Annotated in this window: 19 protein-coding genes; 4 read left to right on the forward strand and 15 right to left on the reverse strand. The window is 74.2% G+C overall.

Annotation, left to right across the window (positions count from 1 at the left end; translation table 11 throughout):
- Positions 1 to 361 precede the first annotated feature (361 nt).
- The 7 genes from HPT28_RS16175 to HPT28_RS16205 all read right to left on the reverse strand — a co-directional run bounded on the left by HPT28_RS16175 (position 362) and on the right by HPT28_RS16205 (position 8743).
- Positions 362 to 2650 carry a UvrD-helicase domain-containing protein gene (locus HPT28_RS16175; protein ID WP_308119296.1) on the reverse strand — a complete coding sequence of 763 codons (2289 nt, stop codon included), beginning with the start codon at positions 2648 to 2650 and terminating at the stop codon, positions 362 to 364.
- Between the two features lie 151 nt (positions 2651 to 2801).
- A complete protein-coding gene (locus HPT28_RS16180; protein WP_219091800.1) occupies positions 2802 to 3518 on the reverse strand; it encodes an anti-sigma factor in 717 nt (238 codons plus the stop codon).
- Positions 3515 to 4078, reverse strand: a complete 564-nt coding sequence (locus HPT28_RS16185) for a sigma-70 family RNA polymerase sigma factor (protein ID WP_219091801.1) — start codon at positions 4076 to 4078, stop codon at positions 3515 to 3517. The genes HPT28_RS16180 and HPT28_RS16185 overlap by 4 nt, the downstream gene beginning before the upstream one ends.
- 124 nt (positions 4079 to 4202) lie before the next feature.
- Positions 4203 to 5321 carry a uroporphyrinogen-III synthase gene (locus tag HPT28_RS16190; RefSeq protein WP_219091802.1) on the reverse strand — a complete coding sequence of 373 codons (1119 nt, stop codon included), beginning with the start codon at positions 5319 to 5321 and terminating at the stop codon, positions 4203 to 4205.
- Between the two features lie 175 nt (positions 5322 to 5496).
- Positions 5497 to 6891: a NarK/NasA family nitrate transporter gene (locus HPT28_RS16195; protein ID WP_219091803.1), complete on the reverse strand. Its 1395-nt coding sequence runs from the start codon at positions 6889 to 6891 to the stop codon at positions 5497 to 5499.
- Between the two features lie 102 nt (positions 6892 to 6993).
- Positions 6994 to 7944 carry a hypothetical protein gene (locus HPT28_RS16200; protein ID WP_219091804.1) on the reverse strand — a complete coding sequence of 317 codons (951 nt, stop codon included), beginning with the start codon at positions 7942 to 7944 and terminating at the stop codon, positions 6994 to 6996.
- 490 nt (positions 7945 to 8434) lie between these two features.
- Positions 8435 to 8743 carry a GNAT family N-acetyltransferase gene (locus tag HPT28_RS16205; protein WP_219091805.1) on the reverse strand — a complete coding sequence of 103 codons (309 nt, stop codon included), beginning with the start codon at positions 8741 to 8743 and terminating at the stop codon, positions 8435 to 8437.
- A 325-nt stretch (positions 8744 to 9068) separates the two neighbouring features.
- Here HPT28_RS16205 and HPT28_RS16210 point away from each other — a divergent pair, with 325 nt between their 5' ends.
- Together HPT28_RS16210 and HPT28_RS16215 are read left to right on the forward strand one after the other, a co-directional pair.
- The gene (locus HPT28_RS16210) at positions 9069 to 9911 is read left to right on the forward strand and encodes an alpha/beta fold hydrolase (RefSeq protein WP_219091806.1); all 843 of its coding nucleotides are present in this window, start codon (positions 9069 to 9071) and stop codon (positions 9909 to 9911) included.
- Positions 9904 to 10491 carry a TetR/AcrR family transcriptional regulator gene (locus tag HPT28_RS16215; RefSeq protein WP_219091807.1) on the forward strand — a complete coding sequence of 196 codons (588 nt, stop codon included), beginning with the start codon at positions 9904 to 9906 and terminating at the stop codon, positions 10489 to 10491. The genes HPT28_RS16210 and HPT28_RS16215 overlap by 8 nt, the downstream gene beginning before the upstream one ends.
- A 16-nt stretch (positions 10492 to 10507) precedes the next feature.
- Here the strand turns inward: HPT28_RS16215 and HPT28_RS16220 are convergent, their stop codons facing one another.
- From HPT28_RS16220 to HPT28_RS16230, 3 genes are read right to left on the reverse strand one after another with little or no spacing between them, the layout of a single operon-like run.
- A complete protein-coding gene (locus tag HPT28_RS16220) occupies positions 10508 to 11344 on the reverse strand; it encodes a class I SAM-dependent methyltransferase (protein WP_219091808.1) in 837 nt (278 codons plus the stop codon).
- Positions 11341 to 12207: an alpha/beta hydrolase gene (locus HPT28_RS16225; protein WP_308119298.1), complete on the reverse strand. Its 867-nt coding sequence runs from the start codon at positions 12205 to 12207 to the stop codon at positions 11341 to 11343. The genes HPT28_RS16220 and HPT28_RS16225 overlap by 4 nt, the downstream gene beginning before the upstream one ends.
- An 8-nt stretch (positions 12208 to 12215) precedes the next feature.
- Positions 12216 to 12515: a hypothetical protein gene (locus HPT28_RS16230; RefSeq protein ID WP_219091810.1), complete on the reverse strand. Its 300-nt coding sequence runs from the start codon at positions 12513 to 12515 to the stop codon at positions 12216 to 12218.
- Positions 12516 to 12689: 174 nt separating this feature from the next.
- Between HPT28_RS16230 and HPT28_RS16235 the strand changes: the two genes are divergently transcribed.
- Positions 12690 to 13571: a trypsin-like serine protease gene (locus HPT28_RS16235; RefSeq protein ID WP_219091811.1), complete on the forward strand. Its 882-nt coding sequence runs from the start codon at positions 12690 to 12692 to the stop codon at positions 13569 to 13571.
- A 212-nt stretch (positions 13572 to 13783) separates the two neighbouring features.
- Positions 13784 to 14251: a hypothetical protein gene (locus HPT28_RS16240; protein WP_219091812.1), complete on the forward strand. Its 468-nt coding sequence runs from the start codon at positions 13784 to 13786 to the stop codon at positions 14249 to 14251.
- A gap of 369 nt (positions 14252 to 14620) precedes the next feature.
- On the opposite strand, the gene HPT28_RS16245 is transcribed toward HPT28_RS16240, so the two are convergent.
- The 5 genes from HPT28_RS16245 to HPT28_RS16265 form a co-directional block, all read right to left on the reverse strand.
- Positions 14621 to 15091: an SRPBCC family protein gene (locus HPT28_RS16245; RefSeq protein WP_219091813.1), complete on the reverse strand. Its 471-nt coding sequence runs from the start codon at positions 15089 to 15091 to the stop codon at positions 14621 to 14623.
- Between the two features lie 111 nt (positions 15092 to 15202).
- Positions 15203 to 16147, reverse strand: coding sequence for a hydroxymethylbilane synthase (gene hemC, locus HPT28_RS16250; protein ID WP_308119299.1), 945 nt, complete (start codon positions 16145 to 16147; stop codon positions 15203 to 15205).
- Positions 16148 to 16227: 80 nt separating this feature from the next.
- Positions 16228 to 17394 (reverse strand): acyltransferase family protein, encoded by a 1167-nt coding sequence (locus HPT28_RS16255; protein WP_219091814.1) that lies wholly within the window; start codon positions 17392 to 17394, stop codon positions 16228 to 16230.
- On the reverse strand, positions 17391 to 19592 hold the full coding sequence (locus HPT28_RS16260; protein WP_219091815.1) for a glycosyltransferase: 2202 nt from the start codon (positions 19590 to 19592) through the stop codon (positions 17391 to 17393). The genes HPT28_RS16255 and HPT28_RS16260 overlap by 4 nt, the downstream gene beginning before the upstream one ends.
- Positions 19592 to 20155 (reverse strand): hypothetical protein, encoded by a 564-nt coding sequence (locus HPT28_RS16265; protein ID WP_219091816.1) that lies wholly within the window; start codon positions 20153 to 20155, stop codon positions 19592 to 19594. Before HPT28_RS16265 ends, HPT28_RS16260 begins: the two co-directional genes overlap by 1 nt.
- Between the last annotated feature and the right edge of the window lie 214 nt (positions 20156 to 20369).

A 20369-nucleotide genomic window follows, 5' to 3' on the forward strand; every position in this document is an offset into this window, starting at 1 on the left:
GCTCTCGTGGTGGAAGCCCGGACCTCCCCCTGGTCCCCGGCCGGGCACTCCCGGGGACAAAGGCCCGGGCGTCGCCGGTTCCGGGCGTGCGCGCCACCCCGCTCCGCCACCTCGGCCGAACGGGTGTCTCGAGCAAGGGAATCCCGTTTGTTAGCCTGGACGTGGCGTCGGCCCGATCCATGCCCCCGGGCCCAACCTTCGTCGCTTCGAGCGACCACTTGCCGCGAGGCGAGCTGGCGGGTCGGCGCCATTGAACGACCGTGGGAGGCGGGCCTCAGGGCCCGCCTCCCACGCTTTTCCGCCCCGGCCCGCCCATGGCCCGGCACCCGGCGTTCCCGTCGCGGCCGGTCGAAGCACCCCCCTAGTCCCGCAGCAGGTCCGGCACGCCGTCCGCGTCCGGGAGGTCCCGCTCGCCGGCGAGGATCGTCAGCCGCTGCGTTGCCCGGGTCAGGGCGACGTAGAGCACCCGGAGCCCGGCGGAGGACTCGTCGGCGATGTCCGCCGGGGTCACGACGACCGTCGCGTCGTACTCCAGCCCCTTCGCCTCCAGGCTGCCCAGCGCAACCACGCGGTCGCCGAGCCCGGCGACCCAGTCGGCCGCCGCCTCCCGGGCCGCCATGGGGACGACGACGCCGACCGTGCCCTCGACCTCCGCCAGCAGCCGCCGCGCCTCCTCACGCACCCGGGCGCCCAGGTCGCCGTCGGCCACCGCGAACCGGGGCACGAGACCGGTCGAGCGGACCGCCTTCGGCGGCTGCACGCCGGGCATGGCCAGGGCCAGCACCCGCGCGGCCAGCTCCGCGACCTCGGCCGGATTGCGGTAGTTGACCGTCAGCTCGAAGCGGCGGCGGGGCCGGGTGCCCAGCGCCTCCCGGCGCGCCTCCGCGGCGTCCTCCGGGTCGGACCAGGAGGACTGCGCGGGGTCGCCCACCACCGTCCAGGTGGCCTGGCGGCCCCGACGGCCGACCATGCGCCACTGCATGGGCGTGAGGTCCTGCGCCTCGTCGACGATGACGTGCGCGTAGTCCCGGCGCTCCTCGGCGGGGCCGGCCGGCCGGGCCTCGCGCCGGGTCGGGTCGCGGTCGGCGGCCGTGGTCAGCTCCGCCAGCCCCGTGAACTGGTCCAGCGGGTCGATCTCCCGCTTCCGCGGCTTGGCGGGGGCGCCGAGCACGGAGTGCAGCTCGTCCAGCAGGGCGACGTCGTGCACGGACAGCGGCCCCTGCCCGGCGGCGTCCAGCCGGGACAGCGAGCGGGCGAGCCGCCGGGCCTCGCGCGGCTGGAGCCAGCGGCGCGACCAGCGGCCGAGCCGCTTCTCGTCCCGCATGGCGGCGAGCACCAGCCGGGGTGTCAGCTCCGGCCACCACGCGGCCAGGAACTCCTGGAAGGCGTCCTCGTCCGCGACGTCCTCGTCGAAGCCCTGCCGTGCCTCGGCGGCCAGTTCCGGGTCCGTCCCCGGCGGATGGCGCAGCGGGCCGCCGGACTTCTCCCACAGCGCGTCGAGCAGCAGCTTGCGGGCGCGCGGGCGCAGCAGGTTCACCGGTGCGGTGCCGCTCAGGGCGGCCGAGCGCACCGCCCTCAGCTCCTCGACGTCCAGCTCGACCCTGGCGCCGAAGGCCACGACCCGCAGCCCGGCCGCGGCCTCCCGGGTCCCGGCCAGCTCCAGCGTCCCGCGCGCGGCCCGGCGCAGCACCTTCGCCATCCGTCCCGAGCCCTTGATCCGGGCCACCGGCATCGGGTCGTGGGCGTCGGCCTCGGCGCCCTCCACCAGCGAGCCCAGCGCACGGATCACCACCTGCCCCTCCTCCCCCAGGGAGGGCAGGACGCCCTCGGTGTAGGAGACGAGCAGCGGGGTGGGGCTGACGATGAGGATGCCCCCGGCGTAGCGGCGGCGGTCGCGGTAGAGGAGGTAGGCGGCGCGGTGCAGGGCGACGGCGGTCTTGCCCGTACCCGGCCCGCCCTCGACCTCGGTGACGGAGGCGGCGGGCGCGCGGATGACCTCGTCCTGCTCGGCCTGGATGGAGGCGACGATGTCGCGCATGGCGTGCCCGCGGGCGCGGCCGAGCGCCGCCATCAGCGCGCCGTCGCCGACGACGGGCAGCTCCGCACCGTGCAGGCGGGCGGTGAGCCCGGGGCGCAGCAGGTCGTCCTCGACGCCCAGGACCTTCCGCCCACGGGAGCGGATGACCCGGCGCCGGACGACGCGGCCGGGATCCACCGGGGTCGCCCGGTAGAAGGGAGCGGCGGCGGGGGCGCGCCAGTCGATGACGAGGGGGGAGTAGTCGGCGTCGAGCACGCCGAGCCGACCGATGTGCAGGGTCTCGGCGACGTCGGCGGTCCCGTCGGGGCGGATCGCGTCCTCGGCGGGCTCGACGGAGGTGTAGGCGCCGTCCGGGCCCCGCTCGCCGTCCTTGCCGTCGAGGAGGTCGATGCGGCCGAAGAGGAAGTCCTCGAACTCGCTGTTGAGCCGGTTGAGGTGGACCCCGGCCCGGAACACCTGGGCGTCGCGCTCGGCGAGGGCGCCCGGCGTGCCGACCTGCGCGCGCTTGCCCGCGTCGGCCATCAGGAACTCGGCCTCGTGGATCTTCTCCTCCAGGCGGCGGTAGACCGCGTCCAGGTGGTTCTGCTCGGCGTGGATCTCACGGTCCCGCACGCTCGTGTCCTGCGCCTCCAACGCAAGGGCCCCCTTCTGCTGTGTCCAGGGCAGCCGTCCACCGTACGCCACGGTGGGAGACGGTGGTCAGCTGACCCGCACTCAGCCCGGCGGGCTCCCCCGGCCGGGCGGCCCGGTGCCGCCCGGCGGCTCAGCCCGGCACCGTCACCAGGTGCGTGCCGTCGAGGGTGCGGACCTCGAAGTGGTCGATGTCGGACCGGTCGTAGGCGGCCCCGCCCAGGTAATAGCGCTGCTCGCGCGGGGCGTAGCCGGTGGCGGGGACGGTCCAGGTGGTGACGGTCTGCTCCGTGCCGTCCTTGCCGACGGCCACCAGCCCGCAGGTGCGCGGCCCGCTGACTCCGGAGAGCCGGACGGCGACCTCCGTCCCCCAGGCGCGCGGGACGGTGGCCACGGTGGCGGCGACGCTGGTGGCCGGGTCCGTCGCGCTCCGCTTGTCGCCCTCGGCGTACACGGCCTCGGCGGCGGCGCCGGGCCGTGCCCGGTCCGCGTCCTGCCCCGTCGTCCAGGCGGCGCCCGCGAGGGGCCCGGCGACGACCAGGGCGAGGGCGGCGGCGACCAGCGCGAGCCGCCGGCGACCGCGGCGGCGCCGCTCGGCGGCCGCCTCGCCCAGCAGCCGGTCCAGCATGCCGGGCGCGGGCCGGGCGTTGAGCCCGTCGCCGTGGTCCCCGGTGGCGGGGGCGTCCTGCGCGAACTCCGCGAGCACGGACCGCAGCCCGAGCAGTTCCTCCAGCTCCCGGGCGCAGGACGGGCAGTCGGCGAGGTGTTCCTCGAAGCGCTCGGCGTCCGCCGGGTCGAGGGCGCCGAGGGCGTAGGCGCCGACGTCGGTGTGGTGCGCGTGCGACGTCATGCCGTCATCCCCCTCTCCTCCAGCGAGAGTCTCAACGAGCGCAGCGCGTAGAAGACCCGTGACCGGACGGTACCGGGCGGGACGCCCAGCACCTCGGCCGCCTCGTTGACCGTCCGGCCCCTGAAGTACGTCTCGACGAGCGCCGAGCGGTGGTGCTCGGTCAGGTCCGCCATGGCCTCGGCGATCGTCATGAGGCGCAGGGCCCGGTCGATCTCGTCGGCGGCCGGGAGCGTCTCCAGCGGAGCGGCGTCCACCTCGTGCGGGCGGGCCTGCCGGCCGCGGTGGGCGTCGATGACGATGCGGCGGGCGACCGTCACCAGCCAGGGCCGCACCGAGCCGGCGGCGCGCCGGAGCTGGTCGGCGTTGCGCCAGGCCCGCAGCAGCGTCTCCTGGACGACGTCCTCGGCGCGGTGCCGGTCGCCACCGACCAGCCGTAGCACGAAGGCCAGCAGCGCGCCCGCGTGCTCGTCGTAGAGCGCTCGCATGAGGGCGTCGTCCTGTGACGTTCGGTCGGCCACGACGGCATCCTCACCCACGCTGTGTCCCCGGTCGATACGCATGCGCTCCCCGCGCGGCGGCCGACGTGCTGTCCCGCCCGTGACACGCCGCACGCACCCAGCGGTACGCACGCCGGAGCCCGTCCGTTCACCCCCTCGGGACCCACGTCCCACGGGGTGAGCGGCCTCAGGCGTCGACCGCCAGCCGGTAGCCGCGCTTGACGACGGTCTGGATCAGCTTGGGCGCGCCGAGCGCCGAGCGCAGCCGGGCCATCGCCGTCTCGACCGCGTGCTCGTCGCGGCCCGCTCCGGGCAGGGCCCGCAACAGCTCGGCCCGGGGCACGACCCAGCCCGGCCGCGAGGCCAGGGCTCCCAGCAGCGCCATCCCGGCGGGCGGGACGGGCCGCAGCTCGCCGTCCACGACGACGGCGTGCCCACGGATCTCCAGCACCCTGCCGCCGACCGGCAGCGGCGTGGAGCGGGCGGGCAGCTCGGCGCACAGGAGCTGGACGAGCGGGCCCAGCCGGAAGCGCTCGGGCTGGCGGGTGGGGACGTCCGCCCCTTCCAGCACGGCGCCGGTGACGGGGCCGACGCAGACGGGCAGCACCTCGCCGCGCAGGGCCTCCAGCAGTTCCTCGCGCAGGCCCCGCTCCTCGGCCCGTCGCAGCAGGGACAGGGCGGCGGGGGCGCTGGTGAAGGTGACGCAGTCCAGGGCGCCGGAGCAGGTGGCGTCGATGAGCCGGTCGAGCGCGGTGGGGTCGTCGGGCGGGAGCCAGCGGTACACGGGGACGCAGACGACCTCGGCGCCGGCCGTGCGCAGCGCCTCGACGAACCCGGGCTGCGGCTCCCCGTGCAGCTGCACGGCGACGCGGCGTCCGGTCAGGTCACCGGCGAGGAGCCGCTCGCGCACCTCGGCCATCGACTCCGACGGCGGGTACCAGTCCTCGGTGAGCCCTGCGGCCCGGATCGCGCCGCGCACCTTGGGGCCGCGGGCGAGCAGCTCGGCGTCGTCCAGGCGGCGCAGCAGGTCCTCACCCAGCCCCCAGCCGTGGGCGGCCTCCACCCAGCCGCGGAAGCCGATGGCGGTGGTGGCGATGACGGTGTCGGGGGGCGAGTCGAGGAGCAGCCGGGTGGCGTCGAGCAGCTCGGTGTCGTCCGCGAGCGGCACGATCCGCAGCGCGGGCGCGTGCTGGACGGTGGCGCCGCGGCGTTCCAGGAGCGCGATCAGTTCCTCGGCCCTGCGGGCCGCGGTGACGCCGATCGTGAAGCCCTCGAGGGGCTTGATGTCGTGCGCGTGTTCTTGCATGGGATGGTCCTCGACCCTTGGCGTTCAAGACCGTGGGACCGAGCCTGCCGGGAGTGCGTGACAGGCTCGGTTCCGCTGGGTTTCCCCCTTGTTACGTGACGTTTCGTATGGGCGTCGCCCGGCCGCCCCCTGGTCGACGGGGGCGGCCGGCTGTGACGGGGATCGCGCGGGCGGTTCAGACCCGCGCGAACGAGGGGCGCTCCTCGGACTGTTCCGTGGCACCGGCGCCTCCCGCCACCGTACGCGTCCGCCCGCCGCCGACCGGGCGCCGCAGGTAGACGGCCCAGGTGACGACGAAGCAGACCGCGTAGAAGACGAGGAAGGCGGCGAAGGCGCTGATGCCGGTGCCGGTGGAGAGGAAGGACTGCCGGAAGGCGAGGTTGATGCCGAGCCCGCCGAGGCCGCCCACCGCGCCGATGACGCCGATGGCCGCGCCGGAGAGCCGTCGGCCGTAGTGGTTGGCCTCCTCGCCGACGAGCCCCAGGATGCGGGCCTTGGCCTGGAAGATGCCGGGGATCATCTTGTACGTCGAGCCGTTGCCCACGCCGGTGAGGACGAACAGCACGATGAAGCCCGAGAGGAAGAGCCCCAGGGACTCCTGGACGGACGCCAGGAGGATGACGGCGGTGGCCAGGCCCATCGCGGCGAAGTTCCACAGAGTGATGCGGGCGCCGCCGTAGCGGTCGGCGAGCCAGCCGCCCAGCGGCCGGATGAGCGAGCCCAGCAGCGGGCCGATGAAGGTCAGCGAGGCGGCCTGGAGCGGGGTGCGGTCGAACTGGTTCTGCAGGACGAGCCCGAAGGCGAAGCTGTATCCGATGAAGGAGCCGAAGGTTCCGATGTAGAGGAACGACATGATCCAGGTGTGGGCGTCGCGCGCCGTCTCCTTGAACGCCCCGCTGTCGTTCTTCATGACGGCGAGGTTGTCCATCCGCAGCCAGGCGAAGGTGGCGGACACGACGACGAGCGGCAGGTAGATCGACAGCAGCACCCGGGGCTGACCGTCACCCGCGACCGCGATGACCGCGAGCGTGACGAGCTGGATCGCCGCGACGCCGATGTTGCCGCCGCCGGCGTTGAGGCCGAGCGCCCAGCCCTTCTTGTGGAGCGGGAAGAAGGCGTTGATGTTGGTCATCGACGAGGCGAAGTTACCGCCACCGACACCCGTCAGCAGCGCCACCACCATGAACGTCGTGTAGGACGTCCCCGGCTCCATGACGATGAAGGCGGCTACGCCCGGCACCAGGAGCAACCCGGCCGACATGACGGTCCAGTTCCGTCCGCCGAACCGGGCGACGGCGAAGGTGTAGGGGACGCGGACGCACGCGCCGACCAGCGTCGCCATGGCCACGAGGAAGAACTTGCCGGCCGGGTCGATGCCGTACTCGGGGCCCATGAAGAGCACCAGCACGGACCACAGGGACCAGATCGAGAAGCCGATGTGCTCCGAAATCACGGAGAAGAGCAGATTGCGGTTGGCGATCTTCGCGCCCTTCTCCTTCCAGAACGTGTCGTTCTCCGGCTCCCAGTGCTGGATCCACCGGCCGCCGCCTGGCGTCTTTCGGGCTGTCATCACGTCGCCTCCCTGGCACACGTCGTCATCGCCTGTTGAAAGTAGACGGCACGGGTTTCGAGGCTGTGGCGTGAAGTGACGTAGGCGAAACCTCGCGCTCACCTAGCCGACAGCCGCCCGGTGAGCCCGCCGTGGCAGGCAGAGCACGGCGGTGATCGCCAGCTCGTACAGCGCGCACTCCGCGCCCGGCGCCGGGCCGGGGCCCGCGCCGAGGAGCCGCGGCCCGGCCTCGGTGAGGACGACGGCCGCGTGCGTGAGGCCCACCTGGTGGTCCACCGCCTCCAGGGTCGAGGTGACCAGGCGCCGCACGGCGCGCACGGCGGGGACGTCCAGCCCGTCCACGGTCTCGTCGTCGACGCCGTCCGCCATGCCGCCGCGCCCGGCCGGGGCGCCGCAGGCGGTGGACGGGAAACCGGCGGGGGCGATGCCGTGGATCGTGTGCGCGCCGCCGAAGGAGTGGGCGCACACGTCGTAGACCGGGCCGACGAGGACCTCCTCCACCAGGAGTCGTCCCTCCTCCAGGGCCAGGGAGCCGGCCAGCTCCACCGCCTCGGCCGGGCCCTGGAGGACGCGCGGGCGGCCGGTGGCCGGCCGGACGAGACAGGGGTAGCCGATCCGCTGGGCGGCGCCCGACAGGCCCGCGGCGTCGGTCCGCTCGGCCCGCACGGGGAAGGAGGTGTACCGGTTGGCCAGCGCGCGCAGGGCCGCCGGGTCGGTCAACGCGCGTAGCGGTCCCGGTGGGTTGCCGGGCAGGCGGAGCAGCGCGTTGGCGTAGCCGGCCTGGAGGGCGGCGGGGGCGTCGAAGCCGAACACCGAGACCTGCGGCTGGCCCGCGAAGGGGGCGAGGAGGTCGAGCAGCCGCCCGCGGTCGCTCCAGTCGCACTCGGCGGCCTCGTCGGCGTCGGCGAGGGCGCGCCGCATGCCCGGGGCGGCGAGGTCGGGGCCGACGACCACCGTCCTGGCCCCGGCCGTCCGGGCCGCTCTGACGGCCTCGCCGCGCGGACTCAGGAGCACGGCCGTGGGCGGGTGCGCGGCTGGATGCGCGGGACTCACCACGCGATCCCCCAGGAGGCCGTCAAGCCGAGGTATATGCACTGGCGTTGGGTTCGGCGACGGGTGCTAGCACCCCCGCCTGGCACCAGCGTGATCATGGCGTCTCCGCATGCGTCGACAGGCCGACGGCTGGTCAGGCCGGGCCGATTGCCGCCCGCCAACCGAGTGTGCGGGCGTCACACGGGCACATCACATCACCAGTTCGTTGCCGAGGGCAAGGGCCTCGCACATGCCGAATGTGCACCGCCTGTACGGGTGTCGTGACTCCGGGAACGCGTACCCGCCTGGACGTCCCGCGGCAGGCCGCCAACGCGAGGAACCCGGCAAGGGCACGCGCGGGCACCCGCTCATCGACAGCTGTCCGCCGGGGAGTTCCAGCCCTCCGGCTGAATCCGGCGGTGTGGCCTGGGGCTCGGTCAGCGCGCTCGACGACGCGGGACAAGAAGCCGCAGAACGGGCGGCCCGCCCGTCACACCCTGACGCCCCCTCATCAGGACGACGCCACCAGCGGCTTCGCCTGCGGCTCGACCATGTCCAGGTACTCGGCGTGCCGCTTGATCCAGCCGGTGACATACGGGCAGGTGGGCCGGACGAGCAGCCCCTCGGCCCGGAGCTCGTCCAGCGCTCCGCGCGCCAGCGCGCTCGCGACGCCCCGCCCCTCGAACTCGGCGTCCACCTCGGTGTGGATCAGTTCGCGCACCCGGCCGGTGTCCCGGTAGGCGACGACCGCCGCCACCCGGTCACCGAGATGCGCCTCGAACCGGTGCTGACCGGTGGCGTTCACGATCTCGACATCCACGGAAAACCCCTCCAGGGGAGCGAAACCCTCTCGGCAAGCCGCAGCCCCGCACCCGCGGGGCCACGGTGTCGGGTGTCTTCGACGCCCTGCTGGAGGCCGCGCCCTAGAACGTCCCCCGTCGACGCGGCGCAGCAGCGCTCTGCCACATCAGGATCACGCCACCTCCTCTTTCCCTCGGAGGCTGTACTCCCAGGTTACGCCCGTGTCCGGCGTCGGGCGAGGGGCGATCCGCCCCCTCAGACGCACCGCATCGCGGCGAGGCTTGACGCACAAAGCTAATGGTCTTAGCTTTGAGGCTATACAGAGTAGCCAATGGAGGCTCCCCATGACCGCCACGACGCGATTCCTGGACCTCGACGAGGGCAGGCTGGCCTACGACGTCACCGGGGAGGGCCCGCTCCTCGTGCTGGCGCCGGGCCTCGGTGACGTCCGCGCCGCCTACCGCTTCCTCACACCGGCCCTGGTGACGGCCGGATACCGCGTCGCCACGGTCGACCTGCGCGGCCATGGGGAGTCCAGTACCGGCTGGCCGTCGCACTCACGCACCGACGTCGCCGGTGACCTCGTCGCCCTCGTCCGGCACCTCGGCGGCGGCCCGGCCGTCATCGTCGGCGCCTCGTTCTCCGGTGGCGCCGCCACCATCGCCGCCGCCCGGCACCCCGCCGACGTCCGCGCGGTCGTGGAGATCGGCCCCGGCACCCGCAAACCCGCCATCGGCCCGCGCGACCTGAGCCCACGGCTGCTCCACGGCCTCGCCCTCATCGGCGGCGCCGCACTCCTGCGCAGCGTCCCCCTCTGGAAGCGCTACCAGCGCCTCGCCTACCCCGGCGCCCGCCCGGCCGACTTCGAGGTCGTCCTCGCCGCCCTCTCCGCCAAGCTCCGCGAGCCGGGCCGCATGGCCGCCCTCTCCGCCATGGCCCTCTCCTCCCCCGCCGACGCGCAGGCGGCGCTGCCCGACGTCGCCGTCCCGGCCCTCGTCGTCATGGGCACCCGCGACCCGGACTTCCCCGACCCGCGCGCCGAGGCCGAGGCCGTCGCCGCCGCGATGCCGCCCGGCCGGGCGCACGTCGCCATGATCGAGGGCTCCGGGCACTACCCGCACGCCCAGCACCCCGAGACCGTCGCCGCCGCGATCCTGTCCTTCCTCGGGGAGCAGGCCCGTGCCTAGGGCCGGCCTGACCACCGCGGCCGTCGTCGAGCACGCCGTCCGCCTCATCGACGACTCCGGACCCGCGGCCCTGACCCTGGGCGCCGTCGCCCAGCGCGCGGGCGTGGCCGCCCCGTCCCTCTACAAACACGTCGGCGGCCTCGCCCAACTCCGGCTGCTCATCTCGGTGCGCGTGCTGGACGAGCTGGCCGAGCGCACCGCGGCCGCCGTCCTCGGACGCTCCGGGGACGAGGCCCTCGCCGCCTTCCTGCACGCCTACCGCGCCTACGTCCGCACCCACCCGAGTCGGTACACCGCCCTCCAGCAGCAGCCCGAGCCCGCACTCGACGCCGCCGCCGGGCGCCTGCTCGACGTCCTGCTCGCCGTGCTGCGCGGGCGCGGCCTGCGCGGTTCCGTGGCCGTCCACGCCGCCCGCTGCCTGCGCTCCGCCGCGCACGGGTTCGCCGTCCTGGAGGCGGCCGACGGCTTCGGCCTCCCCGAGGACCTCGACACCAGCTACACGGTCCTGGTCGGCGCGCTCACCGCCGGGCTCCCACGGGCCGACGGCACCTCCCCGCCGTCGGGGGACGCGACGGCCTGACGGCCGCGCGTCGGGCTCACCTGGTGCCGATGCCCACGTTCATCGGGTTCGTCAGCAGGGCGGGGCCGTCCCCACCCGCGCGCTCACGCAGCCTGGCCGCCAGCTCGTGCCGGACGGCGCGGCGGTGCTCCCGGAGCACCGACGCGGCCATCATGGCCCCGATGGGGTGCCCGGACGCCACGATCTCCCACAGGTGCTCGGGCGAGCCGATCTCCATCGTCCAGTCGACCGTCTCCACCCGGACGTCCCGCAGCCCACTGTCGGACAGCTCCTGGCGCATCCGCTCGGGATCGGCCAGCTGGAACGGTGGTGGCGGCGGGTCCAGCGGCGGGGTGAAGCCGGGCACGGCCGCGGAGACGGCCGCGACGAAGAAGCCGATGACCTCCGTGCGGGGCGGCGGCGCCCCGAACGCGGCCACCATGACCCGCCCGCCCGGCTTCGTCACCCGGACCATCTCCGCCAGCCCGCGGCGCAGCTCGGGCAGCATGGTGACGCCGTTGAGCGAACCCGTGAGGTCGAAGGCGCCGTCGTCGAGGTCGAGGGCCTGGGCGTCCATCACCCGCGCCTCCACCCCGAGCAGCCCCTCGTCACGGGCCCGCGCGGCGAGCCGGGCCACCATCTCGGGCGAGAAGTCCGCCGCGAGGACCTGTGCGCCCATCCGCGCGGCCGGGACGGCCAGCGCCCCCGTGCCGGCGGCGACGTCCAGGAACCGCTCGTCCGGCCGCAGCCCGGCCAGCCGCAGGAGCCGCTCGCCCAGGGACAGGTTCAGCGGGGTGATGTTCTCGTCGAACGACTCCGCGAGCCCGTCCCACGCCTGGGCGGTGGGCTCCCGCAGCGGTGCCGGCATCGTCATGGTCGTCCTCCCTCCGCCAGGGCGGCGCGCAGCGCCGTCAGAAACGCTTCCAGCCGCTCCAGCGCGGGATCGTCGCCGGAGCCGTCGATGATGTGCAGCGGCCAGCCGTAGCGCTCGTGCGCCGCCTGCGCGCCCCGCAGCCGCGCCTGCCGGTCCTCCCGCCCCCAGATGAGCGACGTGGGCACCGTGACGCGGGCCAGCTCCTCCTCCGGGATCGCCGGGAGCGCCAGTCGGAGGAAGAGGCTGCGCAGCGCCGCCCGCTGCCGTCGCGTCCGCGCGGCGGCCAGCACCTGGGTCTCGAACGCCGTCACAGCGGCGCCGAGTTCGTCCCGCACCCGGTCCGGCTCCACCGCGCGCCGCCGGAACAGCCGGTCGCGGGACCGCTCGGTCGGCCGGGCGGCGAAGCCCGCGAGGGCGAGGGCGAAGCCCGGTTCCGGACGGAACCGCGTGAGCCCGTAGGAGTCCACGAGGACGAGCCGGGCGAGCCGGTCCGGGTGGGCGGCGGCGAACCGCGCCGCGATGGCTCCCCCGAGCAGGTGGCCGACGACGGTCGGCGGCTCGGCGCAGGTCTGCGCGATCAGCTCGTCCAGCCACCGCACGGTCCGGTCGGCGTCCAGCCGCCCGTCGGCCTCACCGGACGAACCGTGCCCGGGGAGGTCCGGCGCCACGACCCGGTGCGCCCCCCTCAGCGCCGGGATCACGCCGAACCAGCACGCCGCGAACTCCCCCGGCCCGTGCAGCAGGACGACCGGCGGCCCCTCGCCACCCACCAGCACGGCGGTGCGCACTCCCGCACACCGCAGCTCCCGCTCCGTGACGGCCACCTCCCCGAGCAGCCGTTCCTCGGCTCCGAGAGCGGTCACGACGGGGATCACCTTCCGCACGGCTCCACCTCGCAAAGCCCGACCCGGTTCAGCGCCGTCCCCGGCGCGCGGTGCGCGGTGCGCGCGGGCGCGCACTCCCCCGTCCACCGGTGGTACGGCCGCTGCCGGGCCGGAACGCCGTCCTCGTCGCGCCCCACCAGGCAGACGGCCGTCGGGTGCGGTGGGAGGGCGTCCGGGCCGAACGCGGCCTGACGGCCCGCCTCGGCCAGCCAAGCGGGGGCGTCTTCCCACCGCCGCCGCCCCAAGGCCCGCCGACCGTCCTCGACCGCGCCGACCATGGCCCGCATACCTCGCATTTTACGCCCGAGCCGCCCGCCGGACCCCGCCGAAAGCGCCCGAGCCGGACACACACGCGGCCGGGCGCCGCAGCACCCTTGCGAAGCCGTCGGGGCCGGGGCTTCACTGTGCGTCACCCCTTACCCGGGGCTGTCCGAACGTTCCGTTCCAGCGAAGGGCTTCTCTTGACCGCCACCCATGCCGGACGAGCCGTCGCCGTCACCGCCGCGGCCTGCGCCGCCGTCCTCGCCACGGCCCTCCCCTCGTCCGCGATCAACTCCTACAACTCCAGCCCCGCGCCCGAGCGCACCGAGGTCGGCGCCCTCGTCGTCCAGTACGACAACGACGACGACCCCGGCACGCCCGACCGGGTCCGCTGGGTCTGCTCCGGCACCATGATCGACGCCGACACCTTCCTCACCGCCGCGCACTGCACCACCGACTGGCCGAAGGGCACCACGTTCCACGTCTCCCTCGACCAGGACGTGCAGGGCGCCCTCGACGAGGCCGCCGCCGCGCACCCGGGCGACCCCGACGCCGTCGCCGCCGCCGTCGCCGTCCCCGGCACCGCGCACAACCACCCCGGGTATCCGGGGCCCTCGTCCGACACCGGTGACATCTCCGTCGTCGAGGTCTCCGCCGAAGCCACCGCGTCCCGCTGGGACTTCACCCCGGCCACGCTGCCGAACGCCGGGCAGCTCGACGCGCTGGGCCCCCAGGGCCTGAAGGACCTCGACTACACCGTCGCCGGGTACGGCACCCAGGAGGCCCAGCGCGAGCCCGGGGGCCACACCCACCCCGGCGGCGGCGAGCGACTCCAGGCCCCGCTGTCGTACAACGCGCTCAACAAGGCGTGGCTGCGGCTGTCCATGATCGGCGCCCAGGACAACGGCGGCGCCTGCTACGGCGACTCCGGCGGCCCCAACTTCGCCCGGATCGACGGCGAGCGGCTCCTCGTCGGCACCACCATCACCGGCGACGCCCCCTGCTACGCGACCAACGTGACGTACCGCCTCGACGCACCCGGCGCCCGCGCCTTCCTCGCCCCGTTCGTCGACCTCCCGTGAACCCCGGTGAGGGGGCTCACCCGACCGTGGGACAGCTCCCTCACCACGTCGAGGTCCCTGCGGCGTGTCGAAGACGGGTCGTGCGTCCGACAGGTGAGGACATGTCATAGAACAGCGACATCCGCTCCCGGGGCGCAACGCCCACCGGGGCCGGATGGTCTGCCCTCATGGCTGACCCGAACGACCACACCACAGAAACCGGGGTACACCGCATGACGAGTTTCCTGTCACGCAAGGGACGCACGGCGGCGGCCTGCGCCGTCACGCTCGGACTCGGCCTCACACTCACGGCGGCGGTTCCGGCCGTCGCCTCCTCCAGCACCACCGACCAGCAGCGCGCCCAGTACGAGGCCGAACAGGTCCACCACTTCCTGGAGGGCTTCTACGGCAACCACGGCCCCCGCCCCTGGGAGCGGGAGAACCTCGTCGCGGAGGACCTCAAGCGGCGGGCCGGGGAGATCAAGGAGTACGACCTGCTCCTGTGCAGCCAGAACGTGCCGAAGGACATCACGGTCGGGGAGGTCACCACCGCGCAGTCCGCAGGCGTCGGATGGGCCTCGATCTGGCTGAGCTGGGGCGCAGGCCACGAGGTCAGCGTCTTCACCGCCTACGTCGACCTCGACGCCGACAAGCCCCTCAAGCTCCTCGACGTCGCCTGCGCGCCGCCCGAGATCCCCTGAGGCCCGCCCGCTCAGCCCGTCTCCCGCGCCCCGGCGGCACCCCGCCGGGGCACGGGTGTGCTCGGGCAGCGCCGCGACGACCTCCGCCACGGTGAGCCTCCGCCGGGACGAGGGGTGGGCGACGGTGAAGGCGCACCACACGATCTTTCCGGGATCGCGCGGAGCCACGCCCCACGCGTCGGCCAACTCCCCGACGAGGAACAACCCGCGCCCCGACTCGGCGTCCGGCGCCGCCCCCCGGAACGCGCGGCTCCCCGACCCCGCTGTCGTGGACCTCCACCTGGAGGCGGCCGTCCAGGCGTGGCGGGCGTTCACCGCGTTCGCGGCAACGCGGTAGGGGGCGGCGGCCGTCAGCGCGGGGCGGCGGGCTCAGGGGGTGCTCCGGCCGCCGGAGAGGGCGTCCGCGGCGTGTTCGCGCACCGCGATCCGGGCGAGTTTCGTCAGCATCATGCCGTTGCGGACGGCGACGACGTAGTCCACGGGCAGCCCGTGCATGCGGATGCCGGGGCCCCGCAGAGGATGCCAGTCGAGGATGAGGAGGGTGTTCCCGCCCCAGGGAATCAACCGCATGGCGATCCGGGCCGCGCCGAAGGGGTCGGCCTTGGCCTCCAGATCCAGGCGGTGTTCGGGCTCGCAGACGCGGACCACGCAGACGTCGTCCAGGGTCAGCCGTCCGACACCGACCCGGACCCGCAGCCGGGCGCCCACGTCCGGCCAGCTCGGATCGACGGCGAGGACGTGCTGGGTTCCGGTGACCCACTCGCCGTAGCGGTGGCCGTCGGCGAGGAGGCCCCACACCTCGGACGGCGAACTCAGGATCAGCCGACGGCTGCGGGCCACACCGACCACGTCCTTTCCACGCACGGGCACCCGCCGCGGCACGTCGGCCGCTCGGCGGTTCTTCGACCGTAACCGCGCCGGGCCGCCCCGGCATCCGAGGAGCCGGACGGCCTACGAACCCTCCTCCGAGGGGGCAAGGGCGTCGATGAGGGCGCGGGCACCCTGGTCGAGGAGCTCCTCGGCGACGGCGAGGCCGAGGGCGGCCGGGTTGGTGGTGGAGTGCTCCTCGGCGTTCAGGACGGCGGTGCCGTCGGGTGCGAACACGCGGGCGTGCAGCAGAAGGGAGCCGGAGAGTTCGGTCCGGGCGTAGCCGGCGATGGGGGCGTTGCAGTGGCCGCGGAGGGCGGTGAGGAGGGTGCGTTCCGCGGTCATCTCGCGTGCGGTGGCCGGGTCGTCGAGGGCGTTGATCAGCGTGGCGACGGGCTCGTCGTCCTCGCGGCAGCGGACGGCGAGGACCCCCGCGCCGAGCGGCGGGCACATCGTCTCGACCGGGAGGATCTGGGCGATGCGGGAGGCGGCGCCGATGCGGTGGAGGCCGCAGACGGCGAGCACGAGGGCGTCGACGCGGCCCGCGTCCAGCTTCTCCAGCCGCCGGTTGGCGTTGCCCCGGATCGGGACGCGGCACAGGTGCGGGTGGGAGGCGGCGAGCTGGGCGGCGCGGCGGAGCGAGGAGGTGCCGACGCGGGTGCCGGTCGGCAGCTCGTCGAGGGTGCGGCCGTCGGGGTGGACGAGGGCGTCGCGGGGGTCGTCGCGGCGGAGCCAGGCGGCGATGACGGTGCCGTCGGGTTCGGGCTCGTCGCCGGGGATGTCCTTGGCGCAGTGGACGGCGGCGTCGGCCCCGCCGGACAGCACGAGCTCGTCCACCTCGCGGGTGAAGGCGGCCTTGCCGCCGAACGCGGCGAGGTTGCCGGTCCAGCGGTCGCCGTAGGCGGTGACGGGGACGGTGAGCGTGGGCACCTCGGGAAAGCGGGCGGCCAGCTCGCGGCGCACCCGCTCCGCCTGGGCCAGGGCCATGGGCGAGGAGCGGGTGGCGATGCGGATCGGCTCACGTGCCACGTCCGCCACGGTAGGCGCGGCGGGTCCGGACCGCCCGCCCGCGGGGGCGAACGGGTGCCGGGTTCACGCGCGTGCGGGTCTCAGCGGCGGGTGGGCCAGAGCCGGGGGCGGCGGCCGGCGGCGACGTCCTCCGACCAGCCGACGGCGAGGATGAACAGCGCGACGAGCGGCCAGACGAGGAGGAACATCAGCGGTGGGTAGAGGCTGGTGAGCAGGTCGGCGTGGGTGGGCCAGACGCCGGGGATGTCCCACAGGGGGTCGAGCAGGGGGATCGAGGCGATCAGGGCGATCTCGTGCCACAGGTAGAGCGTGACGGCACGGTTGTTGGCGAGGGTGATCGGCTTGTCCCAGCGGGCGAGGCGGCCGGGGAGGGCGTCCCAGGAGGGGCTGACGCGCAGGAGGAGGACGCAGAAGCCGAAGGACCAGAAGGCCTGGGCGAGGGGGATGTCGCCCAGGTCCATGCCGTCGGCGCCCTGGTGGCCGGAGGCCCACCACAGGCCGAAACCCATGAACACGGGCGCGAGGGAGGGTGCGACGTAGGCGGGGATGCTGTGCAGCAGCTTGCTGTGGTGGGCGAAGCCGAGCACCCAGCAGGCGCCGAAGGTGACGAAGTCGACCACGGCGTGGCCGGTCTGTCCGGGGATCTCCACCAGCCCGGTGCCGAAGACGGCGGTGAGGCCGAGCGGGGCGAGGAGGGTGGCCCAGGGCAGCTTGCGGAAGCACCACAGCAGCAGCGGGGAGAGGAGGACGAACCAGAAGTAGGCGCGCAGGTACCACAGGGGCGCGGCGGCCTGAACGGCCCAGGTGTCGGAGAGGAGGCCGTCCTCGCTGCCGATGTGCCACGGGAACGGCGGGGAGCCGACGGGCACCACCCAGCACAGCGCCCGCAGCCAGAACCACGTCTCCTCGCCCTTGGCCGGGCCCCAGCCCTGGTGGAAGAGCATGCCGAGGACGAGGACGCCGTAGAGCCACAGCGGCAGCAGGAGTCGTCGGACGCGGCGGAGGATGACGCCGGTGGCGGGGCTGCGGTACAGGGAGCGGGCCATGAGCGAGCCGGCGAGGGCGAACATGACGCCCATGGACGGGAAGAGGAAGGTCAGCCAGGCCCACCCGAAGGTGTGGTAGACGACGACGCGCAGGAGGGCGAGGGCCCGCAGGAGGTCGAGGTACCGATCGCGTCCGGTGGCGGTCGCAGCCGCCTGCTCGGGCTCGGCGGGGTGCCGGGGCGCGGGGGCGGTGGCGGTCATGCGATGTGGCTCGTTTCTGGCCGGCTCGGCTCGTGTCGTGCGGTGCGCTGGTCCGGGGCCGACGGGCCGGACGGGGTCGGCGCGGAGTCGACGGCTCCGGTGCGGCGCAGCTTCTGCCAGCGCAGCCGTCCGCCGGTGAGGGCGGTGATCCAGGACTGGAGCAGGACGACGTACATGAGCTGGCGGTAGAGGACCTGCTGGAGCGGAAGGGAGAGCAGGTGCGTCATCTTCTCCCGGTCCAGCCGGAAGGCGTAGGCCGCGCACAGGGCCTGGACGGCGAGGACACCGAACCAGGCGAGGACGGTCTTTCCGGTGGGGCCGAAGATGATGCCGTACAGCAGGAAGACGTCGATGAGCGGCGCGAGCAACGGGGCGACGACCATGAACGCCGAGACGAGGGGCAGCCCCACGCGGCCGAAGCGGCCGGAGGCTCCGCGTTCGACGACGGCTCGGCGGTGCTTCCAGATGGCCTGCATGGTGCCGTAGCTCCAGCGGTAGCGCTGGGACCACAGCTGTTGCACGGTCTCGGGGGCCTCGGTCCAGGCGCGGGCGTTCTCGGCGTAGACGACGCGCCAGCCGTCGCGGTGGAGGGCCATGGTGATGTCGGTGTCCTCGGCGAGGGTGTCCTCGCTCATCCCGCCGACGCGCTGGAGCGCGGTGCGGCGGAAGGCGCCGACGGCACCGGGGATGGTGGGCATGCAGCGCAGGACGTCGTAGAGGCGGCGGTCGAGGTTGAAGCCCATCACGTACTCGATGTGCTGCCAGGCGCCGATGAGCTTGTCGCGGTTGCCGACCTTGGCGTTGCCCGCGACGGCGCCGACCTCCGGGTCTCCGAAGGGCTGGACGAGTTCGCGGACGGTGGAGGGTTCGAAGACGGTGTCGCCGTCCATCATGACGATGATGTCGTGGCTGGCGTGGGCGATGCCGTTGTTGAGGGCGGAGGGCTTGCCCCCGTTGGGCTGGCGGACGACGCGGACGCCGGGGATGGCCAGCTCCTCGACCAGGTCGGCGGTTCCGTCGCTGGAGCCGTCGTCGATGACGATGACCTCGATGGGGTGGTCGCTCTCGGCCAGCGAGCGAACGGTGTTGGCGATGCACTTGCGCTCGTTGTAGGCGGGGACGAGCACGGTGACCGGCTCGGTGACCGGCGGGCCCCAGGAGAAGCCGGGGCGGCGGACGCGGCGGGCGTGCAGGAACGAGAGCAGCAGCATGAGCCCGAAGCGGGCGAAGACGAGGCTGCCGATGACGGCGAGGAGCACCGTCAGGGCGCTCATGGCGTTCATGGAGACGGAGACGGCGCCGACGAAGGCCTTGCCCTTCCACAGCTCGAAGCCGGTCACCTCGGTGTGGGCGCTGCGGGAGCCGAGGGCCTCGGTGAGATTGGCGAACTCGTAGCCCTGTTGCTTCAGCTCGGGCAGCATCCGGGCGAGGGCGGCGACGGTCTGGGAGCGGTCGCCGCCGGCGTCGTGCATGAGGACGATCGCGCCCTGGCCGGGCTCGTCGGGCAGGGCGTTGTCGATGATCTTCTCGACGCCGGGGCGGGCCCAGTCCTTGCTGTCAGTGTCGTTCAGGGCGGTGATGTAGCCGCGGCCGCCGATGTACCGCGTCACGTCCCAGGAGTTGTTGTCCAGCGCGTGGGAGTGCGAGGAGTAGGGCGGCCGGAAGAGGGAGGTGCGGATGCCGGCGGCCCCGGCGAGGGAGAGCTGGTTCTGCGCCAGCTCCCAGTCGATGCGGGAGCGCGACTGGAGGTCGAGATCGGGGTGGTTGAAGGTGTGCAGCCCGATCTCGTGGCCCTCGTCCACCATGCGTTTGACGAGGTCGGGGTGGCGGGCGGCCATGGCGCCGGTGACGAAGAAGACGGCGTGGGCGTCGTGGCGGGCCAGCTCGTCGAGGATCTTCGGCGTCCACTCCGGGTCGGGGCCGTCGTCGAAGGTGAGCACGACGGTGCGCTCCGGCAGGCGGTGTGTGACGGGTTCGGGGCCGCGGGCGTCGATGACGGGCCCGCCTTCCAGGACCTCTCTGGGCACCCGGTCGTTGGCGACGGGATCGCTGACCCGGTGGTCGGCGAGGAACTCGCTGTGGACGTAGCCGCGCAGGAGCATCATCGCCATGACGGCGACGAGGACGAGCGAGGGCAGGAGGTAGCGCAGGGGCAGTCGGCGCGGGCCGCGCTGCCGCTTGTGGGCGGCGTTGCCCATCAGTCGGTTCCGGGCAGGCTGCCGGTGTCGGGACCGCCCGAGCCCCCGGGGCCGCCCGGGTCCTCCGGCTCTCCGGTGTCGGTGGGCATGGGCGGATCGGTCGGCGTCTGGGTGTCCTCGTCCGCCGGGGTCTCGTCGTCGGCGGGCGGCTCGGGCTCGGTGGCCGGTTCGGTGGTCTCGGTCACGGCCGGCTCGGGGGGTTCGGCGGGCTCCGGGGTGGTGCTCGGCCGGGCGGAGGACGGGGCCGGCGCGGGGGACCGGGCAGGGTCGGGCTGGGCGGGTGCGCTGGCGGGGCGCTCGGGGTCGGCGGCGGCCGACTCGGGCGCGGTGGTCGGCTCGGCCTCGGGCTCGGCGTCGTCGTTCGGGATGATCACCTTGTCGGAACCCGGGTCACTCTGACCGGATATGGGCAGCCAGGGCGCGCTGGCGTTGCCACCGGCGAGGCTGACGCCGAGCACGACGGCGTAGCACGCACAGGCGGTCCCGAGCAGCCAGCCGACGCGCCGGAGCGTCCGTCTCCGCCGCCCGCTGCTGTCGACGAAGACCGGCGAGTTCAGGCTCATGGTTCCAAGTACCCCTCGACTACCGAGCGGTCAGCCGAGGTTGCCAGGAGGGATGCCCCACCCGCTGTGGCAACAGGCACGCCCGGCACCTACCGCCTCTCCGACACCGCTTCGTCAGACCCTGAATCTACCGCACACTTCCGGACACAAGTCCGACGTTTCACCCATCGGACGCGCACATCGGATGACAATCCGATGACACCATGGAGCCAAC

Origin of the sequence: Streptomyces sp. JJ38, assembly GCF_019303475.1 — a bacterium.
Taxonomy (GTDB): domain Bacteria; phylum Actinomycetota; class Actinomycetes; order Streptomycetales; family Streptomycetaceae; genus Streptomyces.